This is a genomic window from Novosphingobium sp. BL-S-21, assembly GCF_055521655.1.
On the sequence record NZ_CM145496.1, the window covers coordinates 52,346 to 76,317 of the forward strand.

The 23,972-nt window shown below is 66.2% G+C and carries 20 protein-coding genes; 8 read left to right on the forward strand and 12 right to left on the reverse strand.

The window, feature by feature from the left end; translation table 11 throughout:
* Positions 1–66 precede the first annotated feature (66 nt).
* Genes ACZ1J6_RS08670 through ACZ1J6_RS08680 form a run of 3 tightly spaced genes read left to right on the forward strand, consistent with a single transcriptional unit; the run spans position 67 to position 4,255 of the window.
* Entirely contained in the window at positions 67–1,548 is a 1,482-nt protein-coding gene (locus ACZ1J6_RS08670; RefSeq protein WP_431568737.1) for an efflux transporter outer membrane subunit, read from the forward strand.
* Entirely contained in the window at positions 1,548–2,687 is a 1,140-nt protein-coding gene (locus ACZ1J6_RS08675) for an HlyD family efflux transporter periplasmic adaptor subunit (protein ID WP_431568738.1), read from the forward strand. Before ACZ1J6_RS08670 ends, ACZ1J6_RS08675 begins: the two co-directional genes overlap by 1 nt.
* On the forward strand, positions 2,687–4,255 hold the full coding sequence (locus ACZ1J6_RS08680) for a DHA2 family efflux MFS transporter permease subunit (RefSeq protein ID WP_431568739.1): 1,569 nt from the start codon (positions 2,687–2,689) through the stop codon (positions 4,253–4,255). The genes ACZ1J6_RS08675 and ACZ1J6_RS08680 overlap by 1 nt, the downstream gene beginning before the upstream one ends.
* A gap of 87 nt (positions 4,256–4,342) precedes the next feature.
* On the opposite strand, the gene ACZ1J6_RS08685 is transcribed toward ACZ1J6_RS08680, so the two are convergent.
* The 3 genes from ACZ1J6_RS08685 to ACZ1J6_RS08695 form a co-directional block, all read right to left on the reverse strand.
* Positions 4,343–5,683: an MATE family efflux transporter gene (locus ACZ1J6_RS08685; RefSeq protein ID WP_431568740.1), complete on the reverse strand. Its 1,341-nt coding sequence runs from the start codon at positions 5,681–5,683 to the stop codon at positions 4,343–4,345.
* A gap of 484 nt (positions 5,684–6,167) precedes the next feature.
* Positions 6,168–7,427 carry a cytochrome P450 gene (locus ACZ1J6_RS08690; protein WP_431568741.1) on the reverse strand — a complete coding sequence of 420 codons (1,260 nt, stop codon included), beginning with the start codon at positions 7,425–7,427 and terminating at the stop codon, positions 6,168–6,170.
* 21 nt (positions 7,428–7,448) lie between these two features.
* Positions 7,449–7,775, reverse strand: coding sequence for a 2Fe-2S iron-sulfur cluster-binding protein (locus ACZ1J6_RS08695; RefSeq protein ID WP_132261947.1), 327 nt, complete (start codon positions 7,773–7,775; stop codon positions 7,449–7,451).
* Between the two features lie 134 nt (positions 7,776–7,909).
* On the opposite strand from ACZ1J6_RS08695, the gene ACZ1J6_RS08700 reads away from it, so the two are divergent.
* Positions 7,910–8,581, forward strand: coding sequence for a TetR/AcrR family transcriptional regulator (locus ACZ1J6_RS08700; RefSeq protein ID WP_431568742.1), 672 nt, complete (start codon positions 7,910–7,912; stop codon positions 8,579–8,581).
* 63 nt (positions 8,582–8,644) lie between these two features.
* Here ACZ1J6_RS08700 and ACZ1J6_RS08705 read toward each other — a convergent pair whose 3' ends face one another.
* From ACZ1J6_RS08705 to ACZ1J6_RS08720, 4 genes are all read right to left on the reverse strand, one after another.
* Complete coding sequence (locus tag ACZ1J6_RS08705; protein ID WP_431568743.1) at positions 8,645–9,574, reverse strand: 1-phosphofructokinase family hexose kinase; 930 nt, start codon at positions 9,572–9,574, stop codon at positions 8,645–8,647.
* Positions 9,575–9,636: 62 nt separating this feature from the next.
* Positions 9,637–11,706 carry a putative bifunctional diguanylate cyclase/phosphodiesterase gene (locus tag ACZ1J6_RS08710; protein ID WP_465128052.1) on the reverse strand — a complete coding sequence of 690 codons (2,070 nt, stop codon included), beginning with the start codon at positions 11,704–11,706 and terminating at the stop codon, positions 9,637–9,639.
* Between the two features lie 379 nt (positions 11,707–12,085).
* Positions 12,086–12,256 (reverse strand): hypothetical protein, encoded by a 171-nt coding sequence (locus ACZ1J6_RS08715; RefSeq protein WP_165921310.1) that lies wholly within the window; start codon positions 12,254–12,256, stop codon positions 12,086–12,088.
* A gap of 148 nt (positions 12,257–12,404) precedes the next feature.
* On the reverse strand, positions 12,405–13,997 hold the full coding sequence (locus ACZ1J6_RS08720; protein ID WP_431568745.1) for an isocitrate lyase: 1,593 nt from the start codon (positions 13,995–13,997) through the stop codon (positions 12,405–12,407).
* 149 nt (positions 13,998–14,146) lie between these two features.
* Here ACZ1J6_RS08720 and ACZ1J6_RS08725 point away from each other — a divergent pair, with 149 nt between their 5' ends.
* From ACZ1J6_RS08725 to ACZ1J6_RS08740, 4 genes are all read left to right on the forward strand, one after another.
* Positions 14,147–15,535 (forward strand): helix-turn-helix domain-containing protein, encoded by a 1,389-nt coding sequence (locus ACZ1J6_RS08725; protein WP_431568746.1) that lies wholly within the window; start codon positions 14,147–14,149, stop codon positions 15,533–15,535.
* A gap of 140 nt (positions 15,536–15,675) precedes the next feature.
* Entirely contained in the window at positions 15,676–17,220 is a 1,545-nt protein-coding gene (locus ACZ1J6_RS08730; RefSeq protein WP_431568747.1) for a class I adenylate-forming enzyme family protein, read from the forward strand.
* A 90-nt stretch (positions 17,221–17,310) separates the two neighbouring features.
* Positions 17,311–18,147 carry an IclR family transcriptional regulator gene (locus ACZ1J6_RS08735; protein WP_314463572.1) on the forward strand — a complete coding sequence of 279 codons (837 nt, stop codon included), beginning with the start codon at positions 17,311–17,313 and terminating at the stop codon, positions 18,145–18,147.
* A 127-nt stretch (positions 18,148–18,274) separates the two neighbouring features.
* Positions 18,275–19,327, forward strand: coding sequence for a phosphotransferase family protein (locus ACZ1J6_RS08740; RefSeq protein WP_431568748.1), 1,053 nt, complete (start codon positions 18,275–18,277; stop codon positions 19,325–19,327).
* 42 nt (positions 19,328–19,369) lie between these two features.
* Here the strand turns inward: ACZ1J6_RS08740 and ACZ1J6_RS08745 are convergent, their stop codons facing one another.
* The 5 genes from ACZ1J6_RS08745 to ACZ1J6_RS08765 form a co-directional block, all read right to left on the reverse strand.
* Positions 19,370–19,780, reverse strand: a complete 411-nt coding sequence (locus ACZ1J6_RS08745; protein ID WP_431568749.1) for a GNAT family acetyltransferase — start codon at positions 19,778–19,780, stop codon at positions 19,370–19,372.
* Positions 19,781–19,873: 93 nt separating this feature from the next.
* The gene (locus ACZ1J6_RS08750; protein ID WP_431568750.1) at positions 19,874–21,073 is read right to left on the reverse strand and encodes an amidohydrolase family protein; all 1,200 of its coding nucleotides are present in this window, start codon (positions 21,071–21,073) and stop codon (positions 19,874–19,876) included.
* Positions 21,074–21,154: 81 nt separating this feature from the next.
* Positions 21,155–22,339: a thiolase family protein gene (locus ACZ1J6_RS08755; protein WP_431568751.1), complete on the reverse strand. Its 1,185-nt coding sequence runs from the start codon at positions 22,337–22,339 to the stop codon at positions 21,155–21,157.
* Positions 22,336–22,734, reverse strand: a complete 399-nt coding sequence (locus ACZ1J6_RS08760) for a Zn-ribbon domain-containing OB-fold protein (RefSeq protein ID WP_314463561.1) — start codon at positions 22,732–22,734, stop codon at positions 22,336–22,338. Before ACZ1J6_RS08760 ends, ACZ1J6_RS08755 begins: the two co-directional genes overlap by 4 nt.
* Positions 22,735–22,736: 2 nt before the next feature.
* Positions 22,737–23,951, reverse strand: coding sequence for a CaiB/BaiF CoA transferase family protein (locus tag ACZ1J6_RS08765; RefSeq protein WP_431568752.1), 1,215 nt, complete (start codon positions 23,949–23,951; stop codon positions 22,737–22,739).
* Between the last annotated feature and the right edge of the window lie 21 nt (positions 23,952–23,972).

Below are 23,972 nucleotides of genomic sequence, written 5' to 3' on the forward strand. Positions count from 1 at the left end.
AGTGGTACCAGGCAGTACACTTTTCCATTGACAGGCGCAAGCCGGACTCCGATAAAAACTGTACTGATGAGTACGATCACTATCCCCCGAGTCGCGGCGGCTTCGATGCTAGCCGTAGGCCTTTCGCTGTCCGCCTGCGCCGTGCCCGACCTTGGGCCGAAGCCGCAGATGCGGGCTCCTGCAACCCTGGACAGCTCCAGGTCTCTGAGCGCCCAGTCCTTCCGCGATGGGGCGCCGAATGCCTCCGCGGATGCCGCCTGGCCGCAGCAGCAGTGGTGGACCGCTTATGGCGATCCCCAGCTGGACGCCCTGGTGGCGGAGGCGCTGGCCAATTCGCCCGACGTAGCCGAGGCGCAGGCGCGCATCCTGCAGGCGCGCGGTGCCGCGCTGGTGGCGGGGGCTTCCACGCTGCCCACGGTCAACGGGCAAGGCTCTGCCGGGGCGGCCAAGCAGAGTTACAACAACGGCATTCCGGCCGACTTCGTTCCCAAGGGCTGGAAAAGCACCGGCGATCTCGCGCTTTCGGGCGACTTCGACCTCGACCTCTGGGGCAAGTACCGCAAGATGCTGGCCGCTGCGACGTCCGAGCAGAAGGCCGCCGAGGCCGACGCTCATCAGGCCGAGCTGATGCTCTCCTCGAACGTGGTGTCTTCCTACTTCGATCTCGCCCGCCTGGTGGCGCGCGGGGAAGCGCTGAAGGAAGCGGTGAACGCGCGCCAGTCGATGGTCACGCTCAGCGACCAGCGCAACCAGCAGGGGCTCGACAGCGAACTGCCGCTGCGTCAGTCCGAATCGCTCGCGGCTTCTGCCCGCGCCGCGCTGTCGGCCAATAGCGAGCAGATCCTGCTGCGCCGCCATGCGCTTGCGGCGCTGCTCGGTGCAGGACCGGACCGCGGCCTCGCCATCGCGCCGACTGCGATCGCCAGCCTGCCGGTCACGCCGGTGCCGGCGGATGCGGGCATCGGCCTGGTCGGCCGCCGTCCCGACATCGTCGCCGCCCGCCTGCGTGCGGAAGGCGCGGGCAAGCGTATCGACGCCGCCAAGGCCGCGTTCCTCCCCGATATCTCGATCAGCGGGCTGTTCGGCCTGCAGTCGCTCGGGATTTCGAACTTGTTCAAGAGCGGCTCGACGTACGGCAACGCCGGCGGAGCGATCAGCCTGCCGATCTTCCAGGGCGGACGCCTCAAGGGCGAATATACCAAAGTGCGCGGCGCCTACGATCTGGCGGTGGCGGACTACAACGCCGCAGTGATCGGCGCGCTTCAGGACGTTGCCGATACGCTGGCTTCGCGCAATGCCGCGGCCGAGCAGGAAGAGGCCTCGGCCGATGCCCGGGACAAGTCGGCCCGCGCCTACGACATCGCCATGAAGCGCTACAAGGGCGGCCTGGGCAACTACCTCGACGCGCTGAGCGCCGAGACCACCGCGCTCGATGCGCGGCAGGCGGCCGTCGATGCCCATTTCCGGACCCTCGCCAGCGAAGTCGCGCTCAAGCGCGCGCTGGGCGGCGGTTACGAAGACAATTCAAGCAAGAAGGCTCCCGAGTAATGAGTGACGACCAGAACAATGAGCAGGGCTCCGGGAGCGTGCTGGGCAAGAACCGGCGCAAGCCGCTGCTGATCGGCCTCGCCATCGGCGTGGCCGCGGTTGGCGTGCTCTATTTCGCCTACGACCTGTTCGTCGGCAGCCGCTCGGTCTCGACCGACAACGCCTATGTCGGCGGCGACAATGCGCAGGTGACCCCGCTAACCTCGGGCCGCGTGGTGGAAGTGCTCGTCACTGACACCCAGCCCGTCCGCAAGGGCCAGTTGCTGTTCCGCATCGAGGATTCCGACCAGCGCATCGCCCTGGCGCAGGCAGAGGCCGAATTCGCCGCCGCGCAGCGCCGCTACGGGCAGTCGCTGGCCCAGAACCGGGCGCTGGGCGCCACGGCAGACGCCAGCGATGCGCAGATCAATTCCGCCAAGGCCAGCGTCGCCTCGGCCGAGGCGACCTTGACCAAGGCCAAGACCGACTTTGCCCGCCGCCAGGCGCTCGTGGGTAGTGGCGCCGTCTCCGGCGATGAACTGACCACGGCCCGCCAGCAGCTTGCCGCGGCGCAGGCATCGGCCAGCGAGGCGCGTGCCATGCTGGCCCAGATGCAGGCTTCGGCGGTCAGCGCACGCCGCCAGGAAGAAGCCTCGGTCGCCCTGACCAAGGGCACCACCGACACCACGGCCCCGGAAATCCGCCAGGCCCAGGCCAAGCTGGACCAGGCACGGCTCGATCTCGAACGTACCATCGTGCGCGCGCCGATCGACGGCGTGATCGCCAAGCGCGCCATCCAGGTCGGCCAGAAGGTCCAGGCCGGCGGCGTGGCGATGACCGTGGTTCCGGTCGGCCACCTCTATGTCGATGCCAATTTCAAGGAAACCCAGCTCGGCAAGGTCCGTCCCGGCCAGAACGCCACGCTGAAGGCCGACTTCTACGGCAGCGACGTGGTCTATCACGGCAAGGTCATCGGCTTCGCCGGCGGCACCGGCTCGGCCTTCTCGCTGATCCCGGCGCAGAACGCGACGGGCAACTGGATCAAGGTGGTGCAGCGCCTGCCGGTCCGCATCGAGCTTGACGCCAAGGAACTGCAGCAGCACCCGCTGCGCATCGGTCTCTCGATGGATGCCGAGATCGAACTGACGGACGCCAACTGATGGCCGGCGCTTCCCCCGCCGCGGCAGGGGCCGGAAGCACGGGAGCCGCCGACAGCACCACCTTCACGGGTGCGAAACTGCTCATCGCCGGCTTCCTGCTGGCGATGGCCAACTTCGTCGTCGTGCTGGACATGACGATCGCCAACGTCTCGATCCCGCACATTTCGGGCGGACTTGGCGTCTCGGTCTCGAACGGCACCTGGGCGATCACTTCCTACGCGGTTGCCGAAGCGATCTGCGTGCCTCTCACCGGCTGGCTCGCAGGGCGCTTTGGCAGCCTGCGGGTGTTCCTGATGTCGCTGATCGGGTTCGGCGTGTTTTCCGCGCTTTGCGGTATCGCGCATACTTTCCCGCTGCTGGTGCTGTTCCGTCTGGGGCAGGGCTTCTGCGGCGGCCCGCTGATGCCGCTGACGCAGACGCTACTGCTGCGCATCTTCCCCAAGCACATGCATCCGCGCGCCATGGCCATGTGGGCGATGACGGTCGTTACCGCGCCGATCGCGGGGCCGATCGTCGGCGGCTACATCTCCGACAACTGGTCGTGGGAGTGGATCTTCTTCATCAACGTGCCGATCGTGGCGCTGGTCTTCTTCGGCCTGTTCACGATGCTGCGCGGGGTCGAGACGCCCACGCGGAAGCTGCCGATCGATGTCGTGGGCCTGGGCCTGCTGATCGCCTGGGTCGCTTCCTTCCAGATGATGCTGGACCTTGGGCGCGAGCATGACTGGTTCGGTTCGCCCTTCATCGTCGCGCTGGCGGTGATCGCGGTGATCTTCTTCATCGCTTTCGTGATCTGGGAACTGACCGAGGAACATCCCGTGGTGGACCTCAAGGTCTTCCGGCACCGCGGCTTCTCGGCGGCGACATTCTCGCTCACCATCGCCTTCGGCACTTACTTCGCCTCGGTCGTGGTGATCCCGCAGTGGCTCCAGACTTCCATGGGCTATACCGCGACGCAGGCGGGCGAGGCGATGGCCTTCTCCGGCGTGCTCGCGGTGTTCGCATCGCCCTTCGTGCCCAAGCTGATGCAGCGCTTCGATCCGCGCATGCTGGTGTTCCTGGGCATTTCCTGGATCGGCATCTGCGCCATCTTCCGCACGAGCTGGTCGACCGAAGTGCCGTTCTGGACCATCGCCTGGCCGCAGCTGGTGCAGGGTGTCGGCGTCTCGCTGTTCATGGTCCCGCTGACCACGATCAGCCTGGCCTCGGTGCGGCCGGACGAGACGGCGGGTGCGGCCGGCATCGCCAACTTCGGGCGCACTCTGGCCAGCGCCATCGCCACGGCGCTGGTGACCACCACCTGGGAGGACATGGGACGCGCCAACGGCGCCGACATGGCCGCCTCGATGAACGGTGCGCAGCAGACCATGACCCAGTTGCAGAACGCCGGCTTCTCCATGGAGCAGGCGCGCCAGACGCTGGCCAATCTCGTGGCGGCACAGGGCACGGCGCTGGGCACGGTACATGTCTTCGCGCTTTGTGCCGTGCTGCTGTTCATCGCCGCATGCACTATCTGGATCGCCCCGCGACCCCCGCGCGGTGCGAAGCCGGCTTCCGGCGGGCACTGATCCCTCGTCCTGCCTGAAGCCAAGCGAGCCGCCGATGCCACTCCTCCTCCGGCGTCGGCGGCTTTCTCTTTTCCAGGGGATCCGGTGTCAGCCCGCGGCGAAACTGCGCCGGGTCAGGCGCGGCAGCATCAGGGCCTGACCGATCGCGCGCAGCACGAAGAACAAGGTGAACGCCGCCCAGAGGCCGTGATTGCCGAAGGGATGGAGCAGCCAGAGCAAGAGGCCGTAGACCGCCATGGCCGCCAGCATCGTCCCCATCATCGCCCGCGTCCATCCGGCGCCCACGAAGACCCCGTCGAACACATAGGCCGAGACGCCCAGCAGCGGCATCGCGGTAAGCCACGGCGCATATGCGGCGGTGGCGGCAATCACCGCCGGGTCGGTGTTGAAGGCCGAAGCCAGCCACGCTCCGCCGAAAGCATAGGCCAGGGTCAGGACCAGGCCCATCACGCCGCCCCAGAGCAGCGCCGAGCGGACCGTGGCCTTGAAGCGCCGGGCGTCACCGGCACCCAGAGCCTCTCCGCAGAGCACTTGGGCGGCGCTTTCGAAGCCGTCGAGCAGGAGCGTTGCCAGCATGAAGAGCTGAAACAGGATGCCGTTCGCCGCCAGCGTCACCGGGCCGGCCTGCGCACCGGTGCGGGCGAAGGCGAGCAGGGCGGTGGTGAGCAGCAGGGTGCGCAGGAATAGGTCGCGATTGAGGGCGAAGAGCCGCGCCAGTTCGGCGCGCCGCCATGTCGCCCGTCGCCGCACCGAGGAAAAGGCGGCGCGCGCTTCGGGACGGCGCAGCACGAGCGCGGCAAGCACGGCGAACTTGAACAGTTCCGAGGTCAGCGTTGCAGTGGCCACGCCCGCAACCCCCCACTTCGCGACGAGCACGAGGAACAGGTCCAGCGCGATGTGCACGGCGTTCGCCGCGATTTCGACCACCAGGACATGGCGCACCAGTCTCTGTCCGATCAGCCAGCCCACCAGCACGCAATTGCCCAGCCATAGCGGACCGGCCCAGTAGCGGATCTCGATGTAGTGCCGGGCGCTCTCTCGCAGGGAGCCCTTGGCCTCGAGCAGGTCCAGCCCCAGCGGGATCGCCACGGGCATGAGGCAGAGCAGCAGCGCGCCGATGGCCATCGCCGCCGCCATGGCGCGTGCCAGCGTCTCGGCGGAAGCGGTGCGATCCCCGCGCCCCGCACCCTGTGCCGTGAGGGCGACCGTGCTGGTCCGCAGGAAGTTGAACACGTTGAGCATGGCCATCATGTACTTCGCGCCGAGTTCCACAGCGCCTTGCGCCGGCGCGTCGCCCAGGCGCCCGATGGCCCACATGTCTGCCAGCCCGAACAGCGCGGTGGCCACGTTGGTGAGCATCGCCGGCAGGGCGATCGACCAGAGCAATCGCGCCTGATGGTCGGCACGCAGGGATAGGCGAAGGTTCAAGGCGTTCTCGCGGTTGGAATGCCTCCGCGCTTATCCGAGGGCTCTGGATCCGGCAATCGCGCCGGCGAATCGCAGCATGCGAATCGGGACGATCGGGCGAGCCCGGCGGAGGGCAGGGCTTTGCTGCACCTGCTAACTGGAAGGATGGCACGGATACAACGGTGCGCGACCTGCTCTGCTGGAAGCAGTGCAAGTGCGCTAAAACCGTTGATCGAGATGATGTTGCGTTTGCGAAGAATCGGCGCGCCGGACAGAAAGTAAACTTCCTACCCGGCGCGCTCTCTCCCAACACCGGTAAAGCCGCAAGCGGCCTTTCACCAAGCACTCTGCAACAATTTCGCGCGATCTCAAAGCGGAATTGCATCGGGACTTATTGAATGTCCCAACCGATGCTGTTTGGCCACAACCGCCAGGGATCGACGGCGCGCGTGCGGAACGGGCGCAAGGGCCTTGCAGCAAAGACGATGCGGCAGGCGGGCGGCGACTACCAGACCAGCGGCACGGCTTCCGGTCCGATCACTCCGCCGGGGCGGTACTCGATGTGCGTTCCCGGCTGCAGTTCGAACTGGGGCACGCGCCTCAGCCATTCCTGCAGCGCGATCTTCACTTCCAGGCGGGCGAGATGTCCGCCCATGCAGCTGTGTACCCCGACGGTGAAGGCCAGGATCGTCTTGCGGGGTCGGTCGAAGTCCACGTTCTTCGGATCGGGGAAGACTTCGGGATCGAAATTGCAGGCGGGCAGGATGAAGGTGACACGGTCGCCCTTCTTCATCTGCACGCCGCGCATCTCGTAGTCCTTGTCGAGCACGCGTCCGGAGAAAGTGACCGACCAGCGTCGCAGAAGTTCCTCGACGATCCGGTCGATGTCCTGCGGGCGGTCGATGATCTCCTGGCGCTGCTCGGGGTTCTGCGCCAGCCAGAGCCAGATGTTGTTGAGCGTGGCGAACACCGTGTCGAGCCCGCCGATGAACAGGAAGCAGACGAAGCCGAAGATCTCCTTTTCGGAGAGCGGCACGCCGTCCGGCTCGGCATGGGCGATCAGGCTGACCACGCCGTCGTCCGGATTGGCCTTCTTCTCGGCGATGGCTTCCTTGAGATAGGCGCCGATCTTAGCCATCGCCTGGCCCATGATCGCGCGGTCGTTCGAATGGAGCAGTTCCATCGCCCATTCGACGAAGGTGTCGCGCATGGCCTGGGGAAGGCCCATGATATCGAGGAATACCGAGACCGGCAGCGGGCGGCCGAAGTCCTCGGTGAATTCGCAAGTGCCCCCGGCCGCGACTTTGGCCTCGATCTCGTCGATCAGGTCGTTCGAGCGCCTGCGGATCAACTCTTCCAGCTTGAGCACGCCCTTGGGGCTGAACACCGGATCCACGATGTTGCGGTACTTGCGGTGGTGGGGCGGATCGATCTCGATCGGGATGAAGTAGAAGTAGTCGTTCGGATCGCGCGGGAAGGGCGTGGCGCCTTCGTTCGAGAAGATATCCGGATGGCGCAGGCCGAACAGGGCATCCTCATGCTTGGTGAGGTGCCACATGTTGCCCATCGGGCTCACGTCGTAATAGATCGGCGGCTGCTTCTCGTGCAGCGCGGCCATGAAATCGTGCGGGCCGGCGAGGAATTCGGGGCCGAACGTCAGGCCGGACTGGCGGATCAGCTCTGCCGGGACATGGTCCGGCACCTGGTCCATGCCGACGTGGCGCGGGAAGCTGGGGGGAACCGGGTTGGCGGCGTCGATGGGCATCGGTCTCTCCTGCCTGGCGGTTCAGAATTGATGTTCGGGCATGTGGACGACGAGGCCGTCCAGCGCGGATGTCATCTCGATCTGGCACGAGAGCCGGCTGCTGGGACGCACTTCGGCCGCTGCCGATTCCAGCAGTTCCTCTTCCGCCTGGGAGGAGGGGGCGCCGACGGTGTCGACCCAGTCCGCGTCGATATAACAGTGGCAGGTAGCGCAGGAGAGCCCACCGCCGCACTCGCCGGTAATCCCCTCGATCCCGTTGTAGACGGCGCCGTGCATGACGTTGTCGCCGACCTCGACGTCCACGTCGGACGCGTGTCCTTCATGATCGACGTAAGTGACCTTGGGCATCGAACTCTCCTGTCCTTCGGCTGTTGACGCATTTCTGAGAACGCTGTTCTCACGGCGTGTAGCGCGGTCTTCGAAGGGGGTCAAATGAAAGCACCGGCTGGACCGCGCGGGGCGGAGCGCCTAGTCCATGGCGGATGGCATCATCGCTTCCGATCCCCGCCCCTTCCGACACGCCCTTCGCCGCTTTCGACGACGGCGAGCAGGATCGCACGCGGCTGCTGGTGACCGCGGCCTACAATCTGCTCGACGAAGCGGGTCTCGAAGGGCTGACGATCCGCGCCGTCCTTTCCCGCACCCGCCTGGCACGGCGCGCTTTTTACGAGCGTTTTCAGGGCAAGGACGACCTGGTGCTGGCGGTCTTCGATTCGTCGCTGCGCTCGGCCGCGCTCCAGTTCGGCGAAATGACGCGGCAGGTGGAAAGCCCGATGGAGGCCCTGCGGCTGATCGTATCGAGCATCGTCGTCGGCCAGCTCGGCCAGGGCGATTCGGTGGAGAGCGGCGCCCATCTGCGCAGCGCAGCGCTCAGCCGCGAACACTTGCGGCTGGCCCAGTCGCGCCCGGCGGAGCTTCAGGCCGCGCTCCAGCCCTTGCTGGATCTCATGGCCGGCCATGTCGCCGCCGGTATCGCGAAGGGAGAGTTCCGCCCCGCCGAGCCGCAATTGCAGGCGCGGCTGATCTACAACCTCGTTTCCACCACCGTGCACACCGTCCTGCTCCAGGAGGAAGGCGGCGAGCCCGATCTTGCCGAGCGCGAGGCGCTGGCCGGGGCGATCTGGGACTTCTGCCGAAGGGCCATCGTCGCCTGAGCCTTCGCAGGGGCTGACGCCTGCGCGGTATCGCTGCCGGGTTCCGAAAGGGTCGGCGGCCGGTTAGAGCGGGGCGATGCGTTCCAGCATTTGCTCGATGTCGTCGGGCCGCGCCAGGTCCGTGCCCGCACGCAGCACCGCCGCCGAGCCTGCGGCCATGCCGCGGCGGAAAGCCTCCAGCTCGTCGTCCCCCCGGCACAGGGCGTGGACCATGGCGGCCACGAAACTGTCGCCCGCGCCAACCGCGCTGGCGGCGTCGATCTTGAGCGCGGGCAGGAACACCGGTCCTTCGGCCCGCGCCAGCACCGCGCCTTCATGGCCCATCGTCACGGCGACGAGCCGCGCCTTGCCCGCCGCGACGATCTCCATGGCGGCCGCGCCGATGGCATCGACATCCTCCAGCTTGCGGCCGGCATATTGCTGCAACTCGCCCTGGCTGGGCTTGACCAGCAGCAGTCCGCCTTCCGCGATCCCCGCCTCCAGCGCCTTTCCGGAACTGTCGAGCACGACGTCGCATCCCCGCTTGCGCATCAGCCGGGCGACGCGGGCATAGTAGTCGTCGGGCACGCCGGGCGGCAGCGAACCGCTCATCACCAGTACGTCGCAGTCGGCTTCGGTGAGTTGGTCGAGGCAGTCCTGCCATTCGCGTTCGCTGACTTGCGGGCCGGCGGGGGTGAAGCGATATTCCTTGCCGGTATCGTGTTCGAGAATGTCGGCGGCGATCCGGGTCGGACCTTCGATGGCGATGCGTGTACGGACAAGCTGATGCAGGTCGATCAACCCGTCCAGCGCCGGTCCGGTGGCCCCGCCCGAAAGATAGAAGCACCGCGCATGACCGCCGAGCCGCACGAAGACCCGCGCCACGTTGATGCCGCCGCCGCCCGGAGCATAGTGCTCGTTGTCAGTGCGCATCTTGTGGGTGTGCTGCACTTTGCCGACATCGTAAGAGATGTCGATCGTCGGGTTCATCGTCAGCGTGGCGATGCTCTTCATCAAGGCAGCTCCTGGTCGGCCGGTCTCTTGCAGCGCTTCATGCCCGCGATCGCGGGCCGGCGCTAGACCGGGTCCAGCGCGTCCGGCTGGGCGCCGGGGAATTGCAGCATGGATCCCGGCTGGGGCCGTCCGAACAGGAAGCCCTGGCCCTGGGTGCAGCCCTCTGCGCGCAAGTATTCCCGCTCCACGTCGCTCTCGATCCCTTCCGCCGCCACCGTCAGCCCCAGGCTGCGACCGAGCCCGATCACCGCGCGGATCACCGCCCGCGAACTGGCTTCCTCATGGAGGTTGAGAATGAAGGACTTGTCGATCTTGATCTTGGTGAAGGGGTAGTTGAGCAGGTAGCTGAGCGACGAATAGCCCGTGCCGAAGTCGTCGAGCGAGATGCCGATGCCGAAGGCCCGCAAGTTGCGGATGATCGCGGCGGGGCGGGGGCCGTGCTCCATCAGCACGGCTTCGGTGATCTCCAGTTCGAGCCGTTCCGCGCCGAGGCCTGAACCGGACAGCGCGTTGATGACGGTGCTGAGCAGATTGCCGTTGCGGAACTGCACGGGCGAGACATTGACCGAAAGCCGCACGGACTCCGGCCAGCGGGTCGCTTCGCGGCAGGCGGTCTGCAGCACGAAACGGCCGAGCTTGTCGATCAGGCCGAGTTCTTCCGCCAGGGGCACGAAGACTTCGGGAGAGACTTGCCCGCGCTCTGCATGGTTCCAGCGCAGCAGGGCCTCGCAGCACTCGATGGCGCCGGTCTCCAGGTTGAGCAATGGCTGGTAATGGACTTCCAGTTCATCGTCGCGCACGGCCTTGCGCAAGTCCGTCTCCAACCGGCTCCTGGCCTGCGCGGCCTCGTCCATTGCCACTTCGAAACTTCGGCAACTGCCGCGTCGCTCGGTCTTGGCGGCGTAGAGCGCCAGATTGGCATAGCGCATCAGCGTCTCGTGATCGCCACTGTCGAACGGAGCGCCGGCCATGCCGGCCGTGGCGCCGACATGCAGGGTGTTGCCGTGGACATGGAAGGGTTCGCAGAGCACGGCAATGATCGCCTTGATGACCAGTTCGGCCTGCGTCAGGCTGGACTTGCGGAAGATGATGGCGAATTCGTCTCCGGCGATCCGGCAGAGCAGGGCGCCGGGCGGCATGAGGTCCCGCATGCGCAGCGCGGCATCGATTAGCAGGGCATCCCCGAAGCGGTAGCCATAAGTGTCGTTTACGGACTTGAAGTTGTCGAGATCGATCAGCGCCAGAGTCACCGTTCCTGCCGGGACGGCGCCGTGAAGCAGTTCGCGCAAGGTCTCGCGGCAATGCGAGCGGTTCGCCAGCCCGGTCAGCTCGTCGTGCCGCGCCATGTATTCCATGCGGCGCTCGATGCGGCAGCGTTCGGTCACGTCGAAGATCGAGGCGATCGTCACCTGCCGGCCGTCGAGTGTCGAGGCGTGAGTGGAGACATGGGTTTCCACCCGGCCTCCGTCCCGGCGCAGCATCTGCCAGTTCGCGTTGCTGGTCGCCAGATCGGCATCGAGCATCGGTGCGGCGATCGCCCAGGCCTGCGCCGCGAAGAGGCGGCGCGTGGCGAGGCCGTTCAGTTCCTCCGGCGTGTAGCCCAGCAGGCGGCAGGCGGAGGCATTGGCATTCACGATCAGGCCGCTTTCGGGATCGTGGACCAGCATGGCCAGGGGATTGCGATCGAACAGCAGCCGGAAGCTCTCTTCCTGCTGCTTGAGATCGGTGATGTCCACGCGCAGGCCAATGGAACCGCCATCTTCGGTCCGGCGCTCCTCGATGAGGATGCAGCGGCCGTTGGAGAGGCGCTGTTCGTGCCGGGCATCGGGTTCCTGCATCAACCGCAGGCGATCGGCGAGCCATTCTTCCTCGCGGCCCTTGGCCTCGGGATAGTCGCCGCGCGCGACGCCGACCCGCAAGGTATCCGCCAGGCGGGCGCCGGGCTCCAGCAGGTCTGCGGAACGGCAGTAGATTTCCTCGTACTTGCGGTTCCACAGGATGTAGCGCCCGTCCTCGTCGAGGAAGACGACGCCTTGCGGCAGCACTTCGATAGCCTCGCGCAGGCGTTTTTCCGCGCGGTCGGCTGCCGCGAGCGCGGCATCGAGCGTTTCAGGTGGCGCTTCGCCTTCCAAGGCTTCGTACTCTTTCCGCACTTTCCATAACCAGCAAGCGAGCCCGAACCCGGATTCGGTTTATAACACAGGACGTTAATTTTTCCGCCAACGCAATCGTGCTGCTCTTGCGCCGACAGGAAGTGCCGCGCGGAAAAGGAAATTAACCACAAAAGAAACCCGCCGCACCGGGGTGCGACGGGCCTGGCCTTCCTCCCCAGGAAAGCGCTTGAGAGGTTATCCGGTCCTGGCAGGACCGGTCGTTCTGGCCGCCGGCGTTATCATCGCCGGCGTTCCGGTGGCTGCGTCAGCGCCGGGTGGCGCTGCGCCTTGGTTGGTCAGCGCCGTGTGGCGCTGCGCCTTAGTTGGTCAGCGCCGTGTGGCGCTGCGCCTTGACTGGTCAGCGCCGCGTGGCGCTTCCGAGGCGATGGTAGAGGTTCGAGTAAGTCGAACTGACCGGATCGTCCTCATGTGCGCGCATGTAATAGAGCACGGCTTCCTGCAGCAGCTTGAAGTCCTGGTTCGAAAGCACCGCGCGGGCGCGGGCCGGTTCGGCGGTCATGGTGGTCATAGTACCTTCCTTTCCTTGCTTCACTGGGGCTTTCCCCATCCGCCCGAGGACTGTCCTCGGGCGTTCTCGAAGTTCGTTTCTTCGCGCTCTCAGGCAGCGAATTGGTTCCCCCGCTGCCTCAGGCAGCGGACTGGTTCCCTCCGCTGCCTCAGGCAGCGAACTGGTTCATCGTGTTGTGCGTGCCGCCGGCCTTGAGGGCGGCCTCGCCGGCGAAGTATTCCTTATGGTCGTCGCCGATGTCGGATCCGGCCATGTTCTGGTGCTTCACGCAGGCGATGCCCTGGCGGATTTCCTGACGCTGGACCCCCTTGACGTAGCCGAGCATGCCCGCCTCGCCGAAGTATTCCCGGGCCAGATTGTCGGTCGACAGGGCGGCGGTGTGATAGGTCGGCAGGGTGATGAGGTGGTGGAAGATCCCCGCCTCGCGCGCCGCGTCCTTCTGGAAGGTGCGGATGCGCTCGTCGGCTTCGGCGCCGAGTTCGGTGCCGTCGTAGTCCACGCTCATCAGCTTCGCCCGGTCATAGGCGCTGGTGTCGCGGCCTTCCGCGGCCCAGGCATCGAAGACCTGTTGGCGGAAGTTCAGCGTCCAGTTGAAGCTGGGCGAGTTGTTGTAGACCAGCTTCGCGTTCGGGATCACCTCGCGGATGCGGCTGACCATTCCACCGATCTGGCCGATGTGCGGCTTTTCGGTTTCGATCCACAGCAAGTCCGCGCCGTTTTCCAAAGCATGGATGCAGTCGAGCACGCAGCGGTCCTCGCCGGTTCCGCTGCGGAACTGGTAGAGGTTCGACGGCAGCCGCTTCGTGCGCATCAGCTTGCCGTCGCGGGTGATCAGAACCTCACCGTGGCCGACATCGCCCGCTGCGATCTCGTCGCAATCGAGGAAGCTGTTGTAGCGGTCGCCGATGTCGCCCGGTTCGCGGGTAAAGGCGATCTGCTTGGTCAGCCCCGCACCCAGCGAGTCCGTGCGCGCCACGATCAGGCCCTCGTCGACGCCGAGTTCCATGAAGGCGTAGCGAACGGCGCGGATCTTCGCGATGAAGTCCTCATGCGGGACGGTGACTTTGCCGTCCTGATGGCCGCACTGCTTCTCGTCGGAAACCTGGTTCTCGATCTGGATGCAGCAGGCGCCGGCCTCGATGAACTTACGGGCGAGCAGATAGGTCGCCTCGGCATTGCCGAAACCCGCGTCGATATCGGCAACGATCGGCACGACATGCGTCTCGTGGTTGTCGATCGCGTGTTCGAGCCGCTTGGCCTCGACCTCGTCGCCCGCCTCGCGCGCCTTGTCCAGATCGCGGAACAGCATGCCGAGTTCGCGGGAATCAGCCTGGCGCAGGAAGGTGTAGAGTTCCTCGACCAGCGCCGGAACCGAAGTCTTCTCGTGCATCGACTGGTCGGGCAGGGGCCCGAACTCGCTGCGCAGCGCTGCGACCATCCAGCCCGAAAGATAGAGGTAGCGGCCCTTGGTCGTGCCGAAGTGCTTCTTGATGGAGATCATCTTCTGCTGGCCGATGAACCCGTGCCAGCAACCCAGCGACTGGGTGTAGTTGGCGGGATCGCGGTCATAGGCGGCCATGTCCTCACGCATGATGCGCGCGGTGTAACGGGCGATGTCGAGGCCGGTGCGGAAGCGGTTCTGCAGGCGCATGCGCGCGACCGATTCCGGCTCGATGCCGTTCCAGTTGGGCTCGGTGCCGATGGTCTGGCCGGCTTCGGTGATCTTGCTCTGGTAGGTCACTGCCAAAAGTCCCCGTCGAAAAATGTGATTGGGCGATGGCCGGGAGCTAAGCCCGATTTGTGCAGCGCGGAACGGCCTGCGAAGTCCGGTTGTCAAACTTTACAGATATTCCTTGTAAAGATGTGCAGGCATGACAAACTGCGGAAGTCATGGCGGAATCACGACCTCTCTACCTCGGCCCCCGACTTCGCCGCTTGCGCCGCGAACTGGGGCTGACCCAGCAGGCGATGGCGGAGGATCTGGAGATTTCGCCCAGCTACGTGGCGCTGCTGGAACGTAACCAACGCCCGGTGACGGCGGATATGCTGCTGCGCCTGGCGCGGACCTACCGGCTCGACATTGCCGATATCGCGGGCGACGATGGCGAGGACTATGCGCGCCGCGTGGGCGACGTACTGCGCGATCCCCTGTTCGCCGATATCGACCTGCCCTCGCTGGAAATTGCCGATCTTGCGATGAGCTTTCCGGGCATTTCGGAGGCGTTGTTGCGGCTTCACGGTGCCTATACCCGCGAAAGCCAGGCCCTGGCTGAGCAGCGGGCATCCGGCCCGGCTGCGGAAGAGAACGAACCGGTGCGCGAGGCGCAGCGCTTCCTTGGAGCTTCGCGCAATTACTTCCACGCCATCGATCTGCGGGCGGAGGAACTGGCCGCCGAGATTGAGCTGGCGGGCGGGGCCACTGTATGGCTCGCGGGCAAAGGCGTGCGCGTGCGCTTCCTGCCGCCCGATGTCATGGTCGATTCGCTGCGCCGTTTCGACCGGCACAACCAGCAGCTCCTGATCGACGATACGCTCGGGGCCTCAAGCCGTGCGTTCCAGATCGCCACGCATATCGCGCATACCGCGATGCGCAGCGATATCGTTGCGGTCGTGCGCGCGGCAGCTTTCGTGCAGGCCACCACGGCGACGCTGGTGCGCCGCGCGCTGGCCGGTTACGCGGCGGCGGCGATCCTGATGCCTTACACCCGGTTCGCCCGCGCGGCGGAGGCGCGGCGCTACGATATCGAGGCGCTCTGCGCGCTGTTCGGCACCAGTTTCGAGCAAGTCGCCCATCGCCTCACCACGCTGCACCGACCGGGTGAGGAGCGCGTGCCGTTCTTCTTCCTGCGCGTGGACGAGGCGGGCAATGTCTCCAAGCGGCTGGACGGTGCGGGCTTCCCCTTTGCTGCACATGGCGGCGGCTGCCCCTTGTGGTCGGTGCATCAGGTGTTCCGCTGGCCGGGCGAGGTGCGCACGCAGTGGCTGGAACTGCCGGACGGCCAGCGCTTCTTCTCGATCGCGCGCACCGTCACTTCGGGTGAGGGGCGTCACGGCCGCATGAAAGTCACCCGCGCGGTGGCCCTCGCCTGCGCGGCGGAAGAGGCGGATAAGCTGGTTTATGGAAGTGAGCCGGAAGCAGGCGCAACGCCCATCGGCGTCACTTGCCGCCTCTGCCAGCGGGCCGATTGTGCGGCCCGCTCGGTGCCGCCTATTGGCCGCGATGTGCTCGCCGATGACTATCGCCGCGCCGCGCAGCCCTATACTTTCTCGGAAAGCTGACATTTCGCCATTGCGAACTGTAATTCGCAAATGTGACGATTCCGCCCGGGCGATAGCGAGGAGGCAAGAGTTGCGAAAGCGGTCCCCTCGAAGCAGGATCGAGCCTCACAGGGCAAGAACCCGGCGAGAGGATGAGTGCATTGAGCAGCGCAGGCACGCCGGGTGCGGCCCGGACCTTTCCCGAACTGATCCGCTCCGCCGCGGCATCTCATGGCGATGCCGTGGCGATCACGCTGGAGACCGAAGCCGGCCGGGAAAGCGTCACTTTCGCGGATCTTGACCGCCAGTCCGCCGCGCTCGCGCGCGGGCTGTTGGCGCGCGGAGTGGGGAAGGGCGCACGCGTCGGCTTCATCTTCGGCAATGGTCCGGGCTTTGCCATCGCGCTTGCGGCCATTGCCCGTATCGGCGCAGTCGCGGTGCCGATCAGCACGATGCTCCGCGCAGGCGAACTGGTCCGCGTGCTGCGCCAGAGCGACGTACAGGGCCTGATCGTCCAGCGCACCATGCTCGGCAAGGATCTCGTGGCCCGGCTCACCGAGGCATTGCCCGAACTCGTCGGGCAGGCTTGCGGCGCGCTGCGCCTGCCGCGCGTGCCCTACTTGCGCTGGATCGTCTCCAGCGGCGAGGGCCTGCCCACCGTCGTCGAGGCTATGGGGTGGCTGATCGATGCGGGGGCGGAACTGGGCGAAGACCTGCTGCTCGAGGTCGAATCCGAAGTTCACCCGACGGACCAGATGATCGAGATCTACACGTCCGGCTCGATGGCGCTGCCCAAGGGTGTGCGCCATCTCCACGGTGCGGTCATGGCGCGCAGCCATTGGCTGGCGGAGATGCTGGGCGTGCAGGCGGGTGAGGAACGCCCGGCGCAATTGCCGATGTTCTGGGTGGGCGGGCTGATGTTGTACCTGCTGCCCGGATGGGAGCGCGGCGCCGTCACCACTTGTACCGAGCGGACGCTCAGCAACAGCCGCTTCGCCATGGGTTCGGTGCTGGCGGAGGAGGATCTCGAACGGATCAAGGGGCCGCAGCCGTGGTGGGGCCTGGGCATGAGCGAAACGCTTGGTCCTTATGGCTGGGGGGACGAGTTCCGGGTGCCAGGCCGCCCGGTCTGCGCGCCGATGGACCACTTCGCGCCCGGCTATGACATCCGCATTGCCGACGAGGATGGCCGTGCGGTCGGCGATGGCGAGATCGGCGAGATGCAGGTGCGCGGACCTGCCGTCGCGACCGGACTCCACAAGATCGACCGCGCCGAACACTATACGCCGGACGGCTATCTGCACACCGGCGACCTCTGCCTAGTCGAGGATCGTGCGGACGGCCGCCGCATCCATTTCGTCGGGCGCGGCGGGGACATGATCAAGGTTTCCGGTTCGAACGTTTCGCCTGCGGAAGTGGAGATGGAACTGCAGGCGCTAGACGGCGTGCACAGCGCCTATGTCGTCGGCCTGCCGGACCGGGAGCGCGGCGCGCTGCTCGTGGCGGCGCTGGTGCCGCGCGATGGCGCCGTGCTCGATATGGTCGCGATAGAGGCCAGGCTGCGCGGCAGCCTTTCCGGCTACAAGGTTCCGCGGGCGTGGGTGGAACTGGCGCGGAACGAGGTGCCGTTGCTCCATTCCAACAAGGTCGCCCGCAGAGAGATCGCCCGGATCGTGGCGGAGCGGTTGAGCGAGAACGCCGTCTAGGCCCTCCGCCCCGGGGGAGGGCTTGTAGGCATTGACGAAGGCTCTCACGCCCAATAACCCGACAGGCAATTCGAAATAGCGAAAGTGCCCATGTCGCGTTCCTCTCCCGGCGTCGCCCGCATGGCCGCCATCCTCAATTTCATCGCCGATCACCCGCGCCAGTCCTTCGCCCTGACCGACCTGGTGCGCGCATTGAAGCTGAGCCGGGCCACCTGCCATGCCCTGCTGACCGGGCTGGTCGACGTGGGCTACCTCTACCGCACCAGCGACAAGACTTACGTGCTCGGCCCGGCGCTCGCGGCGATCGGGCGCACGGCGGCGGAGCACTTCTCGCCGCTCCAGGTTGCGCAGCCGGAGATGCGCAAGCTGGCGGACGATTTCGACGTGGTCTGCGGCGCCTACTTCCTGGAAGGCGACACGATCCACTTGCGCGAACGGGCCGCCTCGGCCAGCCATGTCGGCTATCCGGTCCCGCTGGGCACGCGCATGCCGCTGCGCTGGGTGCAGGCGACTTCGTTCTTCGCCCGCAACCCGCGCGAGGCCGATGCGGCGCAAGTCCGCATCAATCCGTCGCCCTCGGCCGAGCAACTGGAACAGCTTCATGGCGGCATGGCCTTCGTTCGCGAGCACGGCTTCATTGCGCTGATCCGCCGCGCCGACAGTTCACGCACTGCAGAGATCTCGACTTCGGGGCTAGAGGATCCGCCGGTCGTGCCGCAGACGGAACTGGAAGACGAGCGCGCTTACCCGCTCATGGCGATCATGGCCCCGATCTACGACGCTCGCGACCGCGTCTCGATCTCGCTTGTCCTGGCCGGTTTCAATGGCTCCATGACCGGGGCCGAGGCGCGCCGGGCAGGTGAGGCGCTTGCCGATGCCTGCGCGCGCATTTCCCGGTTCCTGATCGGTCAACCCGAAGAAAGCTGAGCTTCCGTCCCGGCGGTATCATCGAGGCAGGGCCGTTCAGGCGCTTGACCCTCTCCCCCTGTCGCTCTATCAATTTTAGCGAAAATAAATTCGCTATTTAGAATTTAGCGATTGGGGAGAGTGCTGGATGTCGGACGTGATCGTCGCGCCGGAAACCCGTGACCTTGCGGAACTGGGAACCCTCCTGGCGGAATGGCTTGCCGGCAAGTTGCCCGATGCGAGCGAGGTCGAAGTCCACAATCTCGCCTATCCGCGGGGCGCGGGGCAAAGCCACGAGACGATCCTGTTCGATGCACGCTGGATCGAGCTGGGCCGGGCGCGGGAGCAGGGCTGCGTCGTCCGGATCAAGCCGGGCGGCTTCACGGTCTTTCCCGATGACCTTTTCGTGCAGCAGTACCGGGTGATGGACGCACTGGCGCGCGGCGAAAGCGTGCGCGTCGCCCGGCCGCTCTGGTTCGAGGAAGACGCGGCGCTGCTTGGCAGACCCTTCTTCGTGATGGAGCGCAAGTCCGGGCAAGTGCCGGTTTCGATCCCCCCTTACGCGCGCGAGGGTTGGCTTCGGGATGCGGCGCCGGAGCAGCGCCGCGTGCTCTGGCGCAATGCCGTGGAGCAGCTCGCTGCCGTTCAGCGGGTGCCGCTGGCGGGGCTGGATTTCCTGGCAGGACCTGCGGGCGAGCGGGGGCTGGAGCAGGAATGGAACAAATACTTGCGCTTCGCCCGCTGGCTGCAGGAAGTCGAGCCGCTTCCAGTGCTCACCGAGGCGCTGGACCGGCTGCGATCGTTGTGGCCGGCCAACCGGCCCGAAGGCCTGGTCTGGGGCGATGCGCGGATCGGCAACATGATGTTCGACGCGAACTTCGATGTGGTGGCCGTCATGGACTGGGAGCAGCCGTCGCTGGGCGGCGCGCTTCACGATTTGGCCTGGTTCTGCGTCATTGCCGACACCATGCATGGTCCCGGCTCGACTTACGGCGCGCCGCTGGATGGCATGGGCAGCCGTGAGGAAACCGTCGCGCTCTGGGAGGAGCTTACTGGCAAGTCGGCGGCCGATCTCGAATGGTACGAGGATTTCGCCAGGTTCAAGATGACCTGCACCGGTATCCGCCTCGGCCATTTGCGCGGCACCCGGATCATGGATGAGGCAGCCATGGCGCGGCGGCTGAAAGTGCATGCCGCGTAAGGTGTCCGGCGCCCGTCTTCGGGGCGCCGCGCGTCGGCAGGGTCAGATCCGCTTGCCCAGACTGATGCGGTCCTCCACCGCGTAGCCTAGAGCCTCGTAGAAGGCCACTACGGCCGCGTTCGTCGACCTGACCTGAAGGTTTATCTTCGCGCAATTCATCGCCAGCAAGGCTTGCTCGGCATGGCGGACAAGCCGGGTGCCAAGGCCGCTGCGCCGGCTGTCACCGCGCACCGCGACCGAGTAGAGCCATCCCCGATGCCCGTCGTAACCGGCCATGACGGTGCCGGTTACGCTCTCACCGTCACAGGCCACGAACAGCAGTTCGCCTTGCACGGCAAGTTTTGCGGGAATGGCGATTTCCGCCCGGTTCGCAGGCGGATCGTGAGGGAAGGCCTCTTCCCACAGGGCTTTCACACCGGAGAAGTCCTCATCGCGGTAAGGCCGAATTTCCATGGCTGCTCCTCGTCGTCCGGCCAAGAGCGGCCGAAGCCGCTTATGACCGTTCGAGCGGCAGGAGGGAACCGCGGGTAGTCGGCGCGCCAGCGTTCAGGAAAGCGCCAGCATCCGGCGGCAGTTGTCATGGACGATGGCCCGCACATCCGCTTCCGGGACACCTTCGAAGTCGCGCAGGATCACCTCGCGCGAGCGGGGGAAGGTGGTTTCGGAATGGGGATAGTCCGAGGACCACATGATGTTGCGTCCGCCCGGCAGGTCGCGGTTGAGAATGCCTGCCCGGTCCTGGATGAACGAGCCGAACAGGTTTCGATCCATGTACCAGCTTGGCGGGTTCTTCAGGGGCGATTCGGTCCAGAAACGTTGCTTTTCCCAGGTCCGGTCGTTGTATTCGGCATACCATGCGAACCAGCCCACACCGCTTTCCATCGATCCTACCCGCAGCGCGGGGAAGCGGTCGAAAACGCCGTTGTAGATGAGGATGCCGATCGGCTCGGCCATGGCCAGCTTGCTCATCGGCATGTCGGGCAGGAAGAACCGCTTCTCCCCGAAGCGGGGAACGCGCGCGCCGAGGTGGAACGTGGCAACAAGGTCATGGTCGCAGAGCGCGGCCCAGAGGCGGTCGAACTCCGGCTGGTAATATTGCAGGCTCCCCCTGGGGTCGCCGGTTAGCGCGGAGACCTGCCCGGATTTCAGCGCCGCAACGCCCGAACTGGTGTTCCAGGCATCGGGGTTCTGCGGGAAGGCGGGAAGGTTGATCGCCCGGAAGCCCTTGCCCGCCAGGCGGCGGACATGTTCCACCGTCTCGTCCACGTCACGCATCGGCACGTAGCCCACGGGGAAGAGGCGCTCCGGCGCGGCGGAGCAGAAGTCCAGCACCCAGTTCTGGTAGGCTTCGTAGCTGGCGATGTAGAGTTCGTTGTCGAACGAGCCGAGCGGGCCGCCGCCGAACAGCAGCGCGGCATCCATGCCATCGGCATCCATGTCGGCAAGCCGCGTGGCCGGATCCCAGACCTTGCGCTGGTCGGCAAGGCGGCCCTTCATCTTGAAGTTCTGCCCCTCGCGCCCGGCCTGGTTGTTGATCATCATGAAAGGCCGGCGATTGCCCTCGAAGCAGATGTAGTCTCCGTCCTCGCCGTGCTCGATGAACGGTGCGCGGTCCTTGAGGTGCGCGGGCAGGTAGTCCTTCCACATGTCATGCGGCGGATCGATGTGGGCATCGGCGTCGAAGATCGGGCCGTAAGGCCAATGGGTCACGGCCTTGGCGCCGATGGCTGGATCAGCCTCGCTCATCTCCCAACTCCTCTCATGAATTCGTTATTGTGAATGAAGTATCGATATAACGAACTTAAGAGTCAAGTATCGCCAGCCCCGTCAGTCCCGTCGCAGGAGCATCGCGCCGTATCCGTAGCCCCCGTTGGAAACGATCGCGTTGCGGGCACCGGCTACCTGCCGTTCGCCGCCGCGCTGCCAGAGTTGCACGCAGGCTTCATGGATATGGCCATAGCCATGGAGTCGCCCGGCGGAGAGCTGGCCGCCTCCGGTGTTGAGCGGCAGTTCTCCGCCCAGTCCGATCCGCGAACCGCCTTCGGTGAACCGGCAGGCCTCTCCGCTTGGCACCAGCCCCAGCGCCTCCAGCCAGAGCCAGACGAAGATCGAGAAACCGTCGTAGATCTGCGCGCAGTCGATCCGGTCCGGCGTCAGGTCGGTGCGGGACCACAGCATTTCGCCGGCGCGATGGGCGGCGGGCAGGCTGGTGAAGTCGCCTTCGTGTCGTCCGGTCCACAGGCCCCCGACCGCCATGCCCATGGCCTCGATATGGAGAGGCGGATTGCGCAAGTCGGCGGCGGCATCGCGGTGCGAGAGCACCAGCGCGGTAGCGCCGTCGACATGGGCATCGCAGTCGTAAAGCCGGAGCGGCGAAGAAACAACGCGGGAGGCGAGGTAATCGTCCAGCGTGATCGGCTCGCGGTAGATGGCGGCGGGATTGAGCGCCGCATGGGCGCGGCTGGTTACGGCGATGGCGCCAAGCTGCGCTTCGTTGGCGCCATAACGGTCGAAATAGGCCTGGGCATAGAGCGCGAAAGTGTTGACGGGCGAAACGGCGCCGAATGGGACGGTCCAGGCATTGTTGCCCTCCACGCGGTCCCTGCCGCCGGACAGAAGCGTGGAGGCGCGGGCCTGCCGCCGGGCGCTGGCCTGGGCGACGGTGCGAAACACCACGACATGGCGCGCCAGGCCGCAGGCGATTGCGGTCACGGCGTTGAAGATCGGCGCCATGTGGCTGAAGCCTTCGGAGGAGGCGAGGATCCAGCGCGGCGTGATGCCCAGAACTTCGGCGGCTTCCGAGGGGCTGACCGGGGCAATCCCGCCGCCTTCCGCGGACTTGCCCGGATAAGTGGCGATCCCGTCGATCTCCGCAACGGACAGCCCGGCGTCGGCAATGGCGGCAAGGCAGGCATCGGCGGTGAGTTGCAAGGCGCTGCGCGGCGATGGCCGCGCGACTTCGGATTGGGCCGCGCCGGTTATGCAGACGCTTTTCTCGGGAAGCGGGATCACGACGCCTCCGGCCGGAACATCGGCAGCCAGACATCGTCCTGCTGCTCGAAAGCGACTGTCACCGGAAGCCCGCGCCGTGCCTCCTCGATCGGGGCCTTGAGGTTGGTGAAGACGTAGAGCCCCGCCTGTTCGGCCAGTTCGACCGCGGCGAAGACGAAGGGAACGGCCATATCGGGCAGCCAGGCCTCACGGTTGACGGTATAGCTGGCGATGCGTCCTCTGCCTGAGACCGGCTCCGGTGAGACCGCCTCGCTGCCGCAGGAGGCGCAGCGGGGCAGAGGCGGGTGCTGCCACTGCCCGCAATCGGCGCAGTGCTGAATGCGCAGTCTGCCGTCGGCACCCGAAGTCCAGAAAAAGGCGGTATCCGGTTCGATGCGGGGGAGCTTTGGTGCCACGCTCAGAACACCACGCCCTGGACCTTGAGGTCGATGATCTCGTCCTCGCCGTAGCCGAGGCCGGCCAGGACGGCGTCGCTGTCAGCGCCCAGTTCGGGCGAGCGGGCGGAGGGCAGCGGCGCCCTTTCGAACAGGATGGGCACGGAGACCATCGGCAGGCTCCTGCCATCGCCCGCGGGAACCTGCTTGAGATAGCCGTTTGCCTGGACCTGCAGATCGTCAGCGATTTCGCCCACGTCCTGCACCACGTCCCACTGGCCGTCCTGCCGGGCGAGGATCTCCTTCCATTCCGCCAGCGGTCTGGAAGCGAAGAGGGCGGTCATGGCGGCAAGGCAGTCCGTCAGATTCTCGCGTCTGGCCGCGCTGTTGGCAAAGCGCGGGTCTTCGGCCAGGTCCGGTCGGCCTGCCACGTCGCAGAACCGCGCCCAGTAGCGATCCGCCTGCAGCATGCAGAGCGCCACGAAGCGCCCATCGCTCGTGCGATAATTGGCGACGAGCACATTGTGCGGCCGCGCCGGATCGGGCCGGGCGAACTTGCGCAAGCCATCTGCGGTGGCTTGGCAGATCGACCGCTGCTGCGACCACAGCGCTGCGCCCAGCAGCGAAACGTCCACTTCGCCCGCTTCGCCCGTAAGCGCGCGCCGGGCGATCGCGGCGCAGACTCCACCGGCCAGCATGGCGCCGGACAGGGTATCGCCGAAGGCCGGTCCAGGCGGGCCGACAGGTTGCACGGCATCCTCCCCCGTGAGCGAGGAGGCAATGCCGCCGCGCGCCCAGAACGTGATGGCATCGTAGCCGCCCTTGTCGCTCTCCGGTCCGTTGGGGCCAAGCGCGCTGCCACTGGCATAGATCAGGTTGGGAAAAGCGGCGCGCAGCGTCTCCCCATCGATTCGCATGGACCGGCGCGCCGGGGGCAGCAAGTTGGTGAGGAACACGTCGGCCCCCTCCAGCAGCCGGTCGAGCACGGCGCGCCCAGCCTCCTGCTTGAGATCGAGCGTCACCGAGCGTTTGCCGCGATTGTAGCTCTCCCAGGAGTAATCGAACGCGCTTTCCCCGCCACCGAGAGAGACGATCTTGAGGCCGCGCAGCGGATCACCGCTCGGCGGCTCGATCTTGATAACTTCCGCGCCCAGGTCGGCGAGCATCCCGCCGCATGCCGGCACGAAAGCCCACATCGCCACTTCCACGACCTTGATGCCTTCCAGCGGCCTGCCCATCGTTGCAACTCTCCCGACATC